Here is a 15457-nt window from a genome sequence, read left to right on the forward strand (position 1 = left end):
CATGTCACAAGAACTACATTTTGCTGTATCTCAGTTTTTGTACAAAAAGGCAGAGCTTTGCGATGCTTATGACTGGGATGCCTATCTAGAGCTTTACGATGAAGATAGTGAATATCATATCCCACAGTGGATTGATGACCATAACTATGTTCAAGATCCAAATCAGGGCTTGTCTTATATTTATTATGCGGACCGTACTGGACTCGAAGACCGTGTATTCCGTATTCGTACAGGTAAAGCAGCATCTGCAACTCCGTTACCACGTACTTTGCATAGCATAAACAACATCCGAGTTAAAACATTGGATGATGGATTAATTGAAGCAAAAGTTGCATGGCAAACGCTTTATAACCGTCAAGGTTTAGAAGGCTGTTTTTACGGACACGCAACCTATCTTTTACGCCAAACAGCAGATGGTTTCCGCATTCGTCGTCAGCACAGCATTTTGCTGAATGACAAAATTGATTCCGTTTTAGACTTCTATCACGTTTAAGGGGAATGAAAATGGGACATTCAGTTGCACTTAACTTTGCCGATGGCAAAACCTTTTTCATTTCGGTAAATAACGACGAATTGTTGCTTGATGCGGCAGTTCGCCAAGGAATTAACCTGCCGTTAGACTGCCGCGAAGGTGTTTGTGGCACCTGTCAGGGACAGTGTGAAACCGGCATTTATGAACAAGAATATGTTGATGAAGATGCATTAAGTGAACGTGATTTGGCCGAGCGAAAAATGTTAGCTTGCCAGACCCGTGTAAAATCCGATGCAGCTTTTTATTTCGATCATGATTCTGCTATCTGTAACGCTGGTGATACCTTAAAAATTGAAACCAAAGTGACTGCGGTTGAGCTAGTTTCTGAAACGACAGCAATCTTACATCTTGATGCAAGCAGTCACGCTGAACAACTTCAGTTTTTGCCGGGTCAATATGCTCGTTTGCAAATACCGGATACTGAAGACTGGCGTTCTTATTCTTTTGCAAATAGACCAAATGCGACCAATCAATTGCAATTTCTCATTCGTCTCTTACCAGACGGTGTGATGAGTAATTACTTACGTGACCGTTGTCAGGTTGGACAAAGCCTACTTATTGAAGCACCGCTTGGTAGTTTCTATTTACGTGAAGTAGAGCGACCGCTGGTTTTTGTGGCAGGTGGAACTGGTTTATCAGCTTTCTTGGGAATGCTTGATAACTTGGTTGAACAGCCTAACTCACCTGCAGTTCAGTTATATTACGGCGTAAATAGTGAAACCGACTTGTGTGAACAACAGCGTTTACAGGCCTATGCAGAACAGCTACCAAACTTTAGTTATCACCCGATTGTGACTAAGGCAACGGAAACTTGGCAAGGTAAAGCCGGTTATATCCATGAGCACTTAAATAAAGATCAACTGGCCGAGCAAGCTTTTGATATGTATTTATGTGGCCCACCGCCAATGATTGAAGCCGTTAAAAATTGGTTAGATGAGCAAGCTCTGCAAAACTACCGTATCTACAGCGAGAAATTTTTACAGAGCAATACCTCACGTTAAAAGTATAAATAGCTTCAGTACAAATAATTTAGAAACCACTCAAACCTGAAATGATTCAATATACTCTTATAAGGGGTATATTGAATTTTTGCATTTAAATTAAAAGCTTTTATATATCAATAATATAAAATAATTAATTCCGGCAAAATAAATTGACCAACTCACTCGGATTTGCTATAAATTTTGATAGATCTTAAGGAATAAGATCATGATGAGATTAACTTATAGCACCTTTTATATCCCCCTATTCTATTTCTCGAATGTATTAAATTGATAGACAAAATCCGATGTAAAAGTTTGAGAAAATCACATTAATTAGCGGTTAGATTGGTCTATATCTTGCTTATATCTCATTGTAATTTGCGAGTAACTTAATTTTTTAAGTGCCGTATTTACTTGCTGTGCAGCGAAGTTTTAAAGCTTTCGCAATACAAGTAAATACAGGAGTGAGCCAAAAGGGATAAATATGAACCAAGCCAACTCCCACGAACTCAATGGACGTCATTTTCAAAATGAGCCGATCTTTACTGATCATAATTTGGTGTTCGATCACCACGATTTAAGCGAAACCTGCCGAAATGTAGGCCAAATTTTTAAACCGCATGATCTTAAAATCTCTCATCAGAAGCGAGATTTCAGTGCAACTATGCACCATGTTAAAACAGGCGCATTGTCTATTAGTCGCTTGGAATATGGCGCAGATGTCATTATTGAACCAGATCATCTGGATAACTTTTACTTAATTCAAATTCCAACTCAGGGCTATGCAGAAATCGAGTTTGGTTCACAAAAGTTTATTTCTTATTCTCAAGTTGCTTCTCTTATTTCTCCTCAACAATCTTTACGTATGCGCTGGCACGCAAACTCACCACAGCTCATTCTAAAAGTTTCAAAGGATGATTTTACTTACCATTGCCGTCAACACATTGCCGATTCAGAAAATAACTTACTCGTTTTTGACCCAAAATTAGATTTTTCTACCCAAGGTGGAGCCTATTTTTTGCAGCTTGTTAGAACCTTAATGGATGCTTTAGCATGTGAGCAACACCCTCTCCATCATCCTTTAGCCTTTAAACAGTTTGAATCAAATCTATTTAATGCATTGATTTATGGTCAGCCCAATAATGCATTACATAAGCTTGATCATTATAAAGAAAAAACGGTATCTCCTTATTTCGTGAAGCGTACAGAAGCCTACATTAAAGAACATTTGCATGAGCCGCTTAATGTCGAGATTTTAGCTGAACATGCAGGCGTGAGCGTAAGAACCCTATTTACTGGTTTTAAAAATTATTTGGGAACCACCCCAATGTCTTATCTTAAAGAATTACGCTTTGAACAAGCCCATTTAGAACTTATGCATAATGAACATCTATCGGTCACTGACGTTGCATTTAAATGGGGATTTACCCATTTAGGTCGTTTTTCACAAGAGTACAAACGCCGTTATGGTGAGTTACCTTCGTCTACTCGCCGATCTGGACAGAGTGAAGGGTCAGGTATAATTACTTCAATTTTTTCTTAAATTAAAAAATAGATAAAAGCCTTTTATATTTGTTGATATAAAAGGCTTTTTTTTTATGACTTAGAAATGGTGAACATAGCGAACTTGCAGTCGTGTTCCCTCTGGGCGGTTTTCAGCATCTTGCTCAAAATAGGCATTTGCAACCAAGTGATCATTTTTAGAAAAACTATACATCGCACCCGGACCAATTGCCCACACTTGCTCACGTCTACCTTTAACTTTTTCACCATCGACTTCGGTGTCAGTGATTTGTTTTAGCCAATAGCCATTTAGTCCCAAGCGAAACTGTTCAGTAATAGCATAGTCTGTTGCGAAGTTTGCATGAATTGCTTGCCCAGCTTGCATATCATTTGCTCCAGCAAAGGCATAGCTTGGGTCATCATTTTTAAAGTTATAGAGATAATGGATACGTGTTGACGCAGTCCATTTGGGATTAAACCAATATGTGGCAGCCCAATACGGGTCAAATGAAACAGCGTTATTACTTGGGTTAATATCTTTTTGCTGGTCGTATTCGCCAGTAGGTAAATTCACCTGAAACTCAAAACGATGTACAAACTTCGGCCCTTGCGCACCCATGACTGGATCGAACTGAATAAAAGGTCCGATCATAATATCCCCAAAGCCACTTTGGGCCTTAATAGCAGCATTATTCAAGCCATCATCCATGTCCATTTTGCTGACAAAAGGAATTAAAAAATTCATGCCTAAACTGGCTTTATCTTTTACTCGAACATTTGATAAATAACTAATCTGTTCAACCAATACTTGATAATTTAAATCTGTTTTAGGTAAACCCAGTTTTTGCCCATTGGCATCGACCAGTTTATTGCTATCGTAATTTTGAAAATAGGTTTGAGCATACCAGCCGGGCCCTGCAGGTAATCCACCATCGAGAAAGCTGGTCATGCCTAAATTTACGGTCGGTAAATCATAGGCATATGTAACCCACGGCAAACCTAATAATGTCCCTGCTAAAAAGCCATGTTTAATTAAAGTGCTTTTCATCTTCTTATTTCCTATAAAAAAATCACGACCGGATTGATCGTGATTGTGGTGAATTAATGTGCTAATTCTGGATGCTCAGCGGCAATCCGATACTTTCCTGCGTGAAATACCAATGGTTCACCTTGGCGTTGTTGGTATTGTTCAATTTGACCAATAAAAATCAGGTGATCTCCGCCTTCATACTGATTTACATTGCGGCAAACCAAGGTTGCGAGTGCATCAGTTAAAATTGGCACGCCAGCATTGCATTGTTGATGAGCAATGCCTGCAAATTTGTCTTCGGCACCTCGAGCAAAATGCCCTGAAAGCTGATGATGCTCTTGTGCCAACATGTGAATGGCAAAATATTCAGCTTCTACAAAATCAGGCAAACTTGGCGCCGTTTTTGAAAGGCTCCATAAAATTAATGGCGGATCTAAAGACAGAGATGAAAATGAATTGGCTGTCATACCTATTTTCCGGCCATCTTTACCACGAGTTGTAATCACGGTAACGCCAGTTGCAAACTGACCAAGCAAGTTACGAATTTCTCTTGGGTTTTCGGCATTAATCGTTTGTAAAGCTAAAGTTTCAATTGTGTCCATTTTTAAATCTTCCTTTGATATTTTGACCTTAAGCGACTTTTGCTGTGTTTTTTGAAGCTAAGAATGCCTGAGCTTGATCTGCATCAAACCACCACGGAGCAAAGGCGCGCGGGTCATCAAAGTTATTGGCCATAATTGAAGCAATGCTCTGGTTCTGGCTTGCAGCTGCTAGGAGTTCAACGACATGAGGCTCTGGTGGTAATAACAAGCTATTGGTCCAAGCCACGACTTTTTCTGCATAAGCCCAATAGCGTTCAAAAGTTTGAACCATCCATTGTTCGCTAAAGCTTTGATTATCATTGGCTAAAATGGCATCAAAATAGATCTTGCTACACTTAGCCGCATTGTTTGAGCCTTGACCGGTAATTGGATCATTGACCACTAAGGCATCTGCCATGCCAAAAATCTTTTTGCCAGACGGTAAGGTTAAAACGGGCTTACGTACCGTCGGCGGGAAACGCCCTGCCAAATAACCGCCAGCATCGGTCAATTCAACATTTGCGCAGCGTTCATATTCCCAAGGCACAAATTTCTTGAGTAAGTCCAGACTACATTGCAGGTGCTGTTCTGGTGTTTTCACATCTTGCCAACAGTCCATTGGCCCATTTGGAATACCTTCAAATACCATAATGTCGCAAGGCCCATTGATGGTTAGTGCCGGAAATGAAAAGTATTCCCCGACTTCAGGAATAATGTTAAAAGTCACACGTGAATAAGGTGAAATTGGCTTCATGTTTTTGACGTAGGTCAAAGCCAAAGCGCGCTGCGGTTTATCAAAAACACTTCGTACATCATCACGTTCAAACTGTTTAACAACTTCACCTTTACCAGCGGCGAGTAATACAAGCTCGTAGCCGTTTGCGAGTTGTTCTAACTCTTCTATTCCTACATCTTGAATCACCAATCGACCGCCACGGCGTTCAAATTCTTCCATCCAATATGGCATTTTGACGCGTTGATCGACCGATTGAGCGTAGCGCTCAAGACGAGCGCTCCATTCAAATGCTTTACTACCATTTTCAGGATTAACTAAAGCTAGCCCAATGCCTTCTACTGCTGGACATTGTTCTTCCCAGAAATTTAGTCCCAAGTCACGTTCAGTTTGTAAAGCGGTATGAAACATACATTGGCTTGACATGACTTTACCTTGACGGATTTCATCGGCAGTTCGGTTGGTGATCATGGTCACGTCATAGCCTGTATCTAATAAGCCTAAACCAAGCTGTAAACCAGACTGTCCTGCTCCAACAATTGCAATACGGCGCATAATATTCTCCATAATTTTCTAAATGTGCTTTTAAAACGCTGTGCTATTCGGCTAAACGTGGAATAGCGGGCTGTGATCCTTCAGGGCCCATTACTGAATAGCCACCGTCGACCGCATAATCTGCTCCGGTGACAAAGCTCGCAGCAGGTGACAATAAAAACAAAACAACATTGGCGACTTCTTCGGGATGACCCAATCGGCCTAGCAAGTGATAATCGGCTGCCACGCTATCGGCTTTTTCACGGTTATTGCCACTGACTTCTGCAATGACACGAGACCATGTCCAACCCGGAGAAACCGAATTGACGCGAATACCATCGGCAGCAAAATCCATTGCCATGCTTTGTGTGAGTTGACGTATCGCGGCCTTAGAAACCGGATATAACCAGCGTCCTGTTTGTGCCACTTTGGCCGAGATTGAAGTAAAATTAACGATTGAACCTTGCTGCTTTTTTAGGTCATGGTATAAAGCACGGCTCAGCTCAACTGTAGAGACCAAATTAATATCGAGTGCTTGCAACCAGTCCTGACGTGAAGATTTAAAACCTTCATCTAAATATGTACATGCCAGATTGACCAAGTAACTCACTTCACCTAAATGTTGATGAATATCTGCCACAGCTTGTTGAATAGCTGCATCACTGGTTAAATCGGTTTGAATAAACATCACGTCATGGTTAAAGCTTTCCGCAATTGCCTTGCCTTTGGCATCAATATCTAAGATAGCGACATGAGCACCTGCACTTACCAAAGCTTGTACAACAGCTTTACCAATCAGTGTTGCACCGCCACTCACCACAGCGACTTTTCCTTTTAAATCTATATTCATTGCAGATCCTCCTTAATTGACTGGCTTGCCTTCACTACTTGACCAAGATGGCATCAAAGTATTGGAAGGAAGGTCTTCATCAAGAAGTTTTCGCGCGGTCTCTACACCTGCAACTGGTAAGCCTGTTGGGTCTAATAAACCAATTTGAACGAGTACAGACGCTTGGTCCCAGTAAATATGCTCATGGCATAGCTTTGAACCTCTGAACTGAATTACACCTAACATTGGAATTTCGACGTATTTACCGGTTGGTTTTACACCCGGTAATAACCAGTCAATTTCAGCGTCATGTGTAAAGCTCATAATGAACTCGTCTACCACTTGCGTTGAGCCAACCGTACGAGAGATCGAAGTGATCTTCATATCTTTCGGGTTTTGATGAACAAAGTGATACTGATAAAAACGAGCAAGCTGGCTTTGGCCTACCCCACCAGTTAACGTTGGAATATGGTTGACATAAGGTTCTGCGACCATTGTTGCCATAGTTGCGGGGACGTCACGCGTATCGAACTCATGACGGATATGCTCTTCCCAGAGTGTGACTAGGTCATATTTCGGTCCAATCGTTTCATGTAGAGCTGTTACTGTACGCTCGTGAGCAAAGCGTGCTGAAGGTTTGTGGTAATGGTTGCTTTTTGGTCGTGCAAAGGCATGATCAACGCCTTCGTAAACATAAGCTTGTACATCTGAATATTGATTAGCTGCATCGACAATCGCTTGTCTCGCATCTGGCGGTGTAAATTGGTCCAGTTCTGCAATATGTAAAACCAAACGTCCTTTTACGTTAGCTAACTCATCTAACGCTTTTTCAATGCCTACACCGTAATAACCTATGGCACATGCCACTTCCGAAAGTCGACAGCCTGCCAAGTAAGCTAACTTTCCACCTAAACAATAGCCAACCACGCCGAGACCTGTAGAGGTATCACATTCTGGTCGTGTCTTTAAAAAAGCTAAGCTGTCTTGAATATCTTCAACACCGAGGTTTTCGTCATATTGCTGATAAAGTTCAAAAGCTTTTTGAAAATCTTCTGGTGTGTAACCCAGTTCAATATTAGGTGCTACACGCCAAAATAAATCAGGTACTAAAACGGTATAGCCTTCTTCTGCAAGAAAATCTGTCTTTTCCCGCATTGCTGCATTCACCCCAAAGATTTCCTGACAAAGCACCACTCCAGGTCCTTTTCCTGTTTCTGGTGTCGCTAGATATGCACTGAACTGCTTTCCAGATGCAGTTTTAATTTGAATGGTTTGACCAGCCATAGTGTCAACTCCTGACATTGTTATGGCTTTATCTTCTATCTGAATTTTTTTTTAGACTGTCCAAAAGCTGCAAGCACTATCCAATCTCTGCGTAATTATCAAAATCAATCAAACTGGATAAAAAATTAAAAACAAAGAAATATCTATATTTCAAAAGGTTAAATTAAAAATGAAATTAATACTTTTTATCTAATTTGGAAAAAATGGATGAAGATTAGGACTTATTGGATAGTGAAGACTGGCTAAAAATAGTTCAATCAAAGACACAGGTTTTGTAACGAATACATTGAATTACTCAGGGAATTAAATAATTTTAAGAAGGAATACATATGAAAACGATAGATGCGAATACGATTATCAATCGCGAAAAACTGTCTCCCTTACAGTGGATGGTTTTTATCCTAGGTTTTTTTGTCTTTTTCTGTGATGGTCTAGACACAGGAATTATTGGTTTTGTTGCTCCGGCATTACTAGATGACTGGGGAATTACCAAGCCTCAACTTGCACCAGTTTTAAGTGCAGCCTTAGTTGGCATGTCAATTGGTGCAATCATTTCGGGACCCTTAGCCGATAAATTTGGCCGTAAAGGTGTTATTGTTTTTACAAGCCTTTTGTTTTCCATATTTACCATTTTGTGTGGCTTTGCCAATTCAACTCAAGACTTAATGATTTATCGCTTTATTACAGGTGTAGGTCTAGGCGCGGCCATGCCAAACATCAGTACCATTGTCTCAGAATATATGCCTGTAAAACGTAAAGCATTTCTTACAGGTCTTGCTGGCTGTGGATTTATGCTGGGTATTTCTTGTGGCGGCGTGTTGTCAGCTTATCTATTAGAAAGCTATGGCTGGGCCAAAGTGATTATTATTGGCGGAAGCATTCCCCTAATTTTAGTGATTGCTTTGTTGCTTAAATTACCTGAATCAACGCAATACTTAATTACACGTCATCAACAAGATAAAGCACAGCGTATCTTAGAAAACATTCAAGGCTATGCTTTCCAAGAGCCTGTAAAACTTGTTTTAACTCAAGCAGAAACTGCATCGGATGAAAATCCGGTTAAAGTGGTTTTAGGAAAATACCTGTGGGGTTCAAGCATGCTTTGGCTCTGCTGCTTTACCAGTCTTTTGGTGTTCTATCTTTTAACAAGCTGGATGCCAACGATTTTAAAAACAGCAGGTTTCAGTACCCAACAGTTTAGTTTAATTGCTGCGATTTTCCCTTTTGGTGGTGTAATTGGCGCAACCATTATGGGATGGTACATGGATAAACTGAACCCAACTACAGTCATTAAATATTCATATCTGATTGCTTTCGTCCTATTCATTGTTGCAGGTTTGGTGAGCTCAAATATTTTCTTATTGGGTCTTACTATTTTCTTAATTGGTGCTTTACTCGCTGGTGCGCAGTCTTCATTACTGCCACTTGCGGCTATGTTCTATCCAGCAGTATGCCGCGCGGTTGGTGTTTCATGGATGCATGGTATTGGTCGTATCGGTGCAATTTTAGGCGCTTTCTTTGGTTCGCTCATTTTCACTTTTAACTTAAGTTTAAGCGGTATTTTCTTTATTCTAGCAATACCAACTTTCATCTCATTTATTGCACTTAGCCTGAAAGTGATCTATGAAAAATCTAAACACAAACAAGTGTTAAAGTTTGAGGAAAGCCTATAAATATTAATCGATAAATAAAAAACTGATTTAGTTGCCTAAATCAGTTTTTTAATTTGGAAAATTAAATATCAGAAAATTTTGCCTTTGGTCTCACTTGGGTTTTCTCCAAATTCTTCACGATATTCTTGAGAAAAACGGCTTAAATGGTTAAAGCCCCAGTCATACGCAAGCTTTGAAATAGAAATCTTTTTATCTGCTCCTGTAGTGCTCAAGATTTTGTAAATTTGTTGAAGACGATATTTTTTCAAATACGACATTGGGCTGGTGCCGTAGTATTGTTGAAATTCATCATACAATTTTGATTTTGAAACCCCAGCCAAACGCTGCAAGTCTTCTGCACAGATTTCTTCGTGAGCATGTTCAATAATAAAATTACGAACCTTTCGAATATAAGCTGGCTCATCTTGATGTGAGAGTGACTTTAAAGCTTCAGAGTAGTTGTTTTCTTGAGATAATAGTAAGGCTTTAATTACAAAATTTTCATAGTCTTCAGATAACATCTGTAAACCATAAAAATTGCTATATTGCGATTTTAGCTGTAAAAAATTCTGAATATTCTTCCACCACGCTCCAATCAGTTGCTCAGAGTCTAAGTGCATTTCAGGGTTAAAAATGATAGGCGTTTCTATAGGTTTATTCAGTAAATCTGCAAGGACAATCTGCATACTTCGCTCAGGAATAACCACCTGAAATTTTCTACAGTCTTTATCGATAATCAGATCTTGTTGATCATTATTTGAAACAATTAGGCCTCTGTTTTCATCAGATTGATAATGTGCACCACGAATGTTGAGAGCTTGTCGCCCTTGTATAGGTAAACTAATGCTATAAGCTTTTAAATTTGAGATGTTGATGGCAACATTTGCACCATAACTGATTGTGCCGATTGCCATTTTTTTATTGGGCAAACGCATTCCGTCATAGTGGAAATCGAGATTATCTTTGTAAATTGTGTCTAGACGGTGTTCACCACAAATTGTGGACATTAGATTCTGCGCAAATTCAGCTTTGCGTGAATAATGATTGAGTTCCATCTGTTGGCTGAGTGATATCATATCCTTTTCACCTAGCTAAAACTTATTGCTAAAAAAGCAACTTGTATGCCAATTAATATCCTTTAATTGACGAGTTTTCCTGAAAAATATCTAATCAGGAAATAGCGTAAATATTACTTTCTCATACTCTATTAAATTTTAAAAATGGAAATAAGTTAAATACCTTTAAAGTATAAATTTATACCCTAACGAACTTATTTTCTTAGTTTTTTATAACAAGTTATAGTAGAGATAAAGCATTATTTTTAACAGTAGATAATCATAAATTTTTAACGAATAAAAAACCGCTTATATAGAATAAGCGGTTTTTATAAAACAATTAAATTATTGGGCCGTATAACCGCCATCCATCACGACAGCTTGGCCTGTTACCCCACCTGCTTTTTCACTCGCAAGGAAAATTGTATAATCAGCGATTTCTTCAACAGATAGCAAACGCTTTTGAGGAACCATTGCCAAAATTACATCCTCAAGTGCACTGTCTAAACTTACATTACGGGTTTTAGCCAAATCTGCAATTTGCCCACGAACCAATGGTGTATCTACATACCCCGGACATAAAGCATTTACCGTAATACCATCACGTGCACATTCTAATGCGGCAACTTTTGTTAGGCCAATTACGCCATGTTTAGCGCTGTTATAACCTGCCTTTCCAGCGAAACCAATCAAGCCATTAATTGAAGCCATATTAATAATACGACCATATTTTTGGGCTTTCATGATTGGAAAAACATGTTTAATACCAATAAATGCCCCAGTTAACATGACTTGAACTAACTTTTGAAAAACAGCCGTTGGAAATTCTTCAATAGATGCAACATGTTGGAAACCAGCATTATTAATTAAGATATCAACCGTACCAAAGGTCTTTTGAGTAAGCTCAATGGCTTGTTTATAAGCGTCTTCATCGGTCACATCGCATGGTGCAGATAATGCGTCAAAACCTTGCTCTTTAAGTGAGTTTGCCGTTTCTTGGCACTTTTCGGCATTCATATCAGAAATAACAACTTTGGCACCTTCTTGAGCAAATTTCTTAGCAATCTCTAGACCGATACCACTTGCAGAACCTGTAATAAAAGCGACCTTACCGTCTAAAAGTTTTGTCATTTATTTACTCCTTAATACTTATATCGTGCTGATTTAAACAATACCCGTTACGGTAAAGACCGTAATCACCACAAATACCGCTAATGTCTTAATTACCGTGACTGCAAAAATATCTTTATACGATTGTTTATGGGTTAAACCTGTAACAGCGAGTAAAGTGATAACAGCACCATTGTGCGGTAAGGTATCCATACCGCCTGATGCCATTGCAACCACACGGTGCATGACTTCTGGTGGAATACCCGCAGCTAAAATCGCGGCGTTATATTGTTCAGCCATCGCACTTAAAGCGATACTCATACCACCAGAAGCTGAACCGGTAATACCTGCTAAAACAGTTGTTGTCACAGCCCCATTGACTAATGGATTTGTAAAAGTACTGCTCATTGCATGACTAATCATGGCAAAACCCGGTAATGACGCAATAATTGCACCAAAACCATACTCAGATGCGGTATTCATCACTGCTAAAAGTGAGCCACCAATACTGGCATTAATGCCTTCTTTGAAGTTCGTCACTACACGTTGATAATCAAACAAAATTGCAGTAATAATCCCGACAATCAACGCAAGACCAACTGCCCAGATCGCACCGGTTTTTGCAACGTCTACGGTGTAATCCGCTAATCCAACTGCAGCAAAATCAAAACCATTTGGATACCACTCTTTGATTGCTTTAGACAAATATTTGTTCATTACGGCAACAAGAATGAGAGGCACAAACGCTAAAAACTGACGAGCCGTACTTCCATTATTTTGCAAGTTCATATCGGCTTCAATTTCTTGAGATGGCGTATTGTCTACGCCAAAACCCAAGAAACCTTCGCCAGCTTTTGCAGCTGCACGGCGACGCCATTCTAAGTAAGCCAAACCCATGCATAGAACAAAAATAGCACCAATAATTCCTAGAAATGGTGCGGCATAAATATTGGTGCCAAAGAATGTGGTTGGAATTACGTTTTGAATTTGTGGTGTACCAGGCAAAGCATCCATAGTGAATGTAAAGGCACCCAGCGCAATGGTTCCTGGAATTAAACGTTTTGGAATATTCGCTTGTCTAAAAAGCTGGTTTGCAAAGGGATAAATTGCAAATACAGCAACGAATAAACTTACACCGCTATAGGTTAAAATAGCACCTAGTAATACAACCGTTAAAATTGCTTTTTTTGCCCCAATCCATCTTACAATGGTTCGAGCAATAGACTCAGCAATTCCTGACATTTCAACGACTTTACCGAAAATTGCCCCCAGCAAAAACACAAGAAAGTAATCTTTAATAAAGTTCACCATTTTGGGCATAAAAACACCCGAATAAAACGGTAAAACATTGGCTGGATTAATGAGTAAAACTGCAAGTAAGGCACAAATTGGTGCCATGAGAATGACAGAAAAGCCCTTGTAAGCTGTATACATTAACAGCCCAAGCGAAAGTAGAATTACAAATAATTCCCACATATATTCTTTCTCCCTAAAGAATAGATATTAGGTTCAATAAAATTACCAAAAGATATTTAGGTTATCCCAAACCTATAATGATAAAAATCACAATATCCATGTGTGGTAATAGGTAAATGAGCTTAAAAATAAAATATCACTAAAATATTTAAAAACAATGTAATTTATTGAAATTTTTAAATACCAATAAAATACAAACGCTTATTTGACTCTCTTGGTAAAATTTAATTATTAAAAAAATACTATTGTTTTATAAAACTTATTAATTATTGAGTAAATTAAATTAATATCCACACATTATTTAATAAAGACAATTAAACAATATATTTTTTAAATTAATTTAATAAATATATTATTAGTTGAGATCAGTAATTTTTTATAAGAAATAAAAAAATAGATAGCGGTAATTTTTTATCTCTCTAAAGATTTTCTACTATGTACTTTTAATATTTAATTTCTACTATAATAATATAAACAATATAAATTAATATATAGATTAGCGCTGCCAGTACCCCACCGATTACTAGTGCGATCTCCATTGAATTAGAGGGATTATTTTCTGGTTTTCTAGCAAAAATTACCGGGTATTTTGCATTCTTAATTTTTTCTTCAGCAATTCGATAATGCTTTTTACCTATTCTTATAAAAATAAGGATACAAATAATAGGTAAAATAAATGATGAGTAATAAACTAATGAATCTACTGACAATTTATTATTGATCGCATCATCACATTTATGAAAATAATTTTGATTTTCTTTACTTAATTTACTGATTTTTTCAGGAGTAATTTGACTAAAATCAAAATCATTACGGCAACCAGATATAAAGACATCTTTGGCATCTCTAGAACTACTTGACCCACTACTCGTATGACGCATATGTACTGTTGTATAAGACATAATATTATTACAAAATAAAAAGCTAAATTTTATTAGATTAATAATAATTGGCAACCTAAACCTTCCTTAGCTGATATTTCCAAATAGTAGCGGCTGGATCCTGCGTTTCATCATACTTTGCTAAAAACACTGATTAATTCAGCTAGAAAAATTTACTAAAATAATTCAGCACATTGAGCTCTACTTGCTTTTTCATAATTTTTTGTCAAAAAACATCATATTAGGCAAATTTTCGTATAAATTACTCTTCTAGGTAAGTTGAGTAATTTAAAGGAAAGAAATGACGCTTAAACAACTAAAAGCTTTTTTGGCCCTTGCGCGTACACTCAACTATGCCAATGCTTCTTTAGAGTTACATCTCAGCCAATCTGCTTTAAGTCTTACCATCAAAAGCTTAGAGGAAGAGTTAGGCGGTAAACTGTTTAACCGTAATACACGCCGAGTTGAGCTTACTCAAGAAGGTAAATCACTCATTCCATATGCAAAAAAATTACTCGCCAATTGGGATGAAATGGAAAACGATGTTAAACAACGCTTTAAACTCAATCGTGGAACATTAAGTATTGCCTCAATGCCCTTTGTGACCCATGCCATTTTGCCAGAGGTGATTCATCAATTTTTAGCAGTCCATCCCAATCTTAATTTTTCAATTCACGATATTCCAAATGAGACCATTATAGAAAAAGTACAAGATGGTATTTTTGAGCTTGGTATTTGTTTTGAACCTGATCTCACCGAAGGTTTAGAGTTTAAACCGTTGTTTGAAGAAGACTTCTTAGCTCTATTACCTAAGAGTCACCCACTCGCTCAATCATCTTCTATTACATGGCATGAGCTTTGTTCAAATCCATTTGTAACCTTGCAAAAACCCTCAATTGTTCGATATTTAGTTGAGCAAAATTGTTTGCGAAATAATATAACGCTCGATTTAAAAGTTGAATGCCACCAAATTTCATCTCTTTCAAGTTTCGTTGCTTATGGAATTGGGGTAAGTGCAATTCCAAGGCATTTTGCTAAACACATTGATAAAGAACATAACGTACTGATTGATTTAAAAGACGAAGCCATTCATAAAACAGTAGGAATTGTTTATAAAAAGAACTTTGAAATTTCAAATATTTCTGCTCAATTTATTGAGGCACTGGTTCAATATAAATTTTAAAAAATTAAAGATTGTCTTTTAGTATAAGTTAAGCTTATGGATAAGTTAAATTCTTTAATTTTTATAATTTTCAATATGTTGTAGAGTAATT

The 15457-nt window shown here is 38.0% G+C and carries 14 protein-coding genes; 5 read left to right on the forward strand and 9 right to left on the reverse strand.

Annotation, left to right across the window (positions count from 1 at the left end; translation table 11 throughout):
• Position 1 precedes the first annotated feature (1 nt).
• From antB to MKL36_RS04625, 3 genes are all read left to right on the forward strand, one after another.
• A complete protein-coding gene (gene antB / locus MKL36_RS04615) occupies positions 2-493 on the forward strand; it encodes an anthranilate 1,2-dioxygenase small subunit (RefSeq protein ID WP_000076809.1) in 492 nt (163 codons plus the stop codon).
• A 5-nt stretch (positions 494-498) separates the two neighbouring features.
• Positions 499-1533, forward strand: coding sequence for an anthranilate 1,2-dioxygenase electron transfer component AntC (gene antC / locus MKL36_RS04620; protein ID WP_001987956.1), 1035 nt, complete (start codon positions 499-501; stop codon positions 1531-1533).
• Between the two features lie 466 nt (positions 1534-1999).
• The gene (locus tag MKL36_RS04625; protein ID WP_021510764.1) at positions 2000-3058 is read left to right on the forward strand and encodes an AraC family transcriptional regulator; all 1059 of its coding nucleotides are present in this window, start codon (positions 2000-2002) and stop codon (positions 3056-3058) included.
• A gap of 60 nt (positions 3059-3118) precedes the next feature.
• On the opposite strand, the gene MKL36_RS04630 is transcribed toward MKL36_RS04625, so the two are convergent.
• From MKL36_RS04630 to MKL36_RS04650, 5 genes are read right to left on the reverse strand one after another with little or no spacing between them, the layout of a single operon-like run.
• Positions 3119-4066 (reverse strand): SphA family protein, encoded by a 948-nt coding sequence (locus MKL36_RS04630; RefSeq protein WP_021510765.1) that lies wholly within the window; start codon positions 4064-4066, stop codon positions 3119-3121.
• A gap of 53 nt (positions 4067-4119) precedes the next feature.
• Positions 4120-4650: a flavin reductase family protein gene (locus tag MKL36_RS04635; RefSeq protein ID WP_000379656.1), complete on the reverse strand. Its 531-nt coding sequence runs from the start codon at positions 4648-4650 to the stop codon at positions 4120-4122.
• A 28-nt stretch (positions 4651-4678) separates the two neighbouring features.
• Entirely contained in the window at positions 4679-5917 is a 1239-nt protein-coding gene (locus MKL36_RS04640; RefSeq protein WP_215903926.1) for a styrene monooxygenase/indole monooxygenase family protein, read from the reverse strand.
• A 43-nt stretch (positions 5918-5960) separates the two neighbouring features.
• Complete coding sequence (locus tag MKL36_RS04645; RefSeq protein ID WP_001017893.1) at positions 5961-6746, reverse strand: SDR family oxidoreductase; 786 nt, start codon at positions 6744-6746, stop codon at positions 5961-5963.
• A 12-nt stretch (positions 6747-6758) separates the two neighbouring features.
• On the reverse strand, positions 6759-8009 hold the full coding sequence (locus MKL36_RS04650) for a dienelactone hydrolase family protein (RefSeq protein WP_021510767.1): 1251 nt from the start codon (positions 8007-8009) through the stop codon (positions 6759-6761).
• 329 nt (positions 8010-8338) lie between these two features.
• Between MKL36_RS04650 and MKL36_RS04655 the strand changes: the two genes are divergently transcribed.
• Positions 8339-9682, forward strand: coding sequence for an MFS transporter (locus MKL36_RS04655; protein ID WP_021510768.1), 1344 nt, complete (start codon positions 8339-8341; stop codon positions 9680-9682).
• A 68-nt stretch (positions 9683-9750) separates the two neighbouring features.
• Here MKL36_RS04655 and MKL36_RS04660 read toward each other — a convergent pair whose 3' ends face one another.
• The 4 genes from MKL36_RS04660 to MKL36_RS04675 form a co-directional block, all read right to left on the reverse strand.
• Complete coding sequence (locus tag MKL36_RS04660) at positions 9751-10737, reverse strand: AraC family transcriptional regulator (protein WP_004708836.1); 987 nt, start codon at positions 10735-10737, stop codon at positions 9751-9753.
• A gap of 324 nt (positions 10738-11061) precedes the next feature.
• Complete coding sequence (locus tag MKL36_RS04665) at positions 11062-11847, reverse strand: 3-hydroxybutyrate dehydrogenase (protein ID WP_021510769.1); 786 nt, start codon at positions 11845-11847, stop codon at positions 11062-11064.
• 33 nt (positions 11848-11880) lie between these two features.
• The gene (locus MKL36_RS04670) at positions 11881-13302 is read right to left on the reverse strand and encodes a GntP family permease (RefSeq protein ID WP_000263716.1); all 1422 of its coding nucleotides are present in this window, start codon (positions 13300-13302) and stop codon (positions 11881-11883) included.
• A 443-nt stretch (positions 13303-13745) separates the two neighbouring features.
• On the reverse strand, positions 13746-14258 hold the full coding sequence (locus MKL36_RS04675; RefSeq protein WP_001121559.1) for a hypothetical protein: 513 nt from the start codon (positions 14256-14258) through the stop codon (positions 13746-13748).
• A gap of 226 nt (positions 14259-14484) precedes the next feature.
• On the opposite strand from MKL36_RS04675, the gene MKL36_RS04680 reads away from it, so the two are divergent.
• Entirely contained in the window at positions 14485-15366 is an 882-nt protein-coding gene (locus MKL36_RS04680; protein ID WP_000172956.1) for a LysR family transcriptional regulator, read from the forward strand.
• Positions 15367-15457: the final 91 nt, after the last annotated feature.

This window comes from Acinetobacter sp. AOR12_HL, assembly GCF_027855275.1.
Classification (GTDB): Bacteria; Pseudomonadota; Gammaproteobacteria; order Pseudomonadales; family Moraxellaceae; genus Acinetobacter; species Acinetobacter baumannii.

What these genes read in the sequence shown, in the direction of transcription:
- antB (WP_000076809.1), top strand. Translation starts at nt 2, where the DNA reads ATGTCACAAGAACTACATTTTGCTGTATCTCAGTTTTTGTACAAAAAG.
- antC (WP_001987956.1), top strand. Translation starts at nt 499, where the DNA reads ATGAAAATGGGACATTCAGTTGCACTTAACTTTGCCGATGGCAAAACC.
- MKL36_RS04625 (WP_021510764.1), top strand. Translation starts at nt 2,000, where the DNA reads ATGAACCAAGCCAACTCCCACGAACTCAATGGACGTCATTTTCAAAAT.
- MKL36_RS04630 (WP_021510765.1), bottom strand. Translation starts at nt 4,066, where the DNA reads ATGAAAAGCACTTTAATTAAACATGGCTTTTTAGCAGGGACATTATTA.
- MKL36_RS04635 (WP_000379656.1), bottom strand. Translation starts at nt 4,650, where the DNA reads ATGGACACAATTGAAACTTTAGCTTTACAAACGATTAATGCCGAAAAC.
- MKL36_RS04640 (WP_215903926.1), bottom strand. Translation starts at nt 5,917, where the DNA reads ATGCGCCGTATTGCAATTGTTGGAGCAGGACAGTCTGGTTTACAGCTT.
- MKL36_RS04645 (WP_001017893.1), bottom strand. Translation starts at nt 6,746, where the DNA reads ATGAATATAGATTTAAAAGGAAAAGTCGCTGTGGTGAGTGGCGGTGCA.
- MKL36_RS04650 (WP_021510767.1), bottom strand. Translation starts at nt 8,009, where the DNA reads ATGGCTGGTCAAACCATTCAAATTAAAACTGCATCTGGAAAGCAGTTC.
- MKL36_RS04655 (WP_021510768.1), top strand. Translation starts at nt 8,339, where the DNA reads ATGAAAACGATAGATGCGAATACGATTATCAATCGCGAAAAACTGTCT.
- MKL36_RS04660 (WP_004708836.1), bottom strand. Translation starts at nt 10,737, where the DNA reads ATGATATCACTCAGCCAACAGATGGAACTCAATCATTATTCACGCAAA.
- MKL36_RS04665 (WP_021510769.1), bottom strand. Translation starts at nt 11,847, where the DNA reads ATGACAAAACTTTTAGACGGTAAGGTCGCTTTTATTACAGGTTCTGCA.
- MKL36_RS04670 (WP_000263716.1), bottom strand. Translation starts at nt 13,302, where the DNA reads ATGTGGGAATTATTTGTAATTCTACTTTCGCTTGGGCTGTTAATGTAT.
- MKL36_RS04680 (WP_000172956.1), top strand. Translation starts at nt 14,485, where the DNA reads ATGACGCTTAAACAACTAAAAGCTTTTTTGGCCCTTGCGCGTACACTC.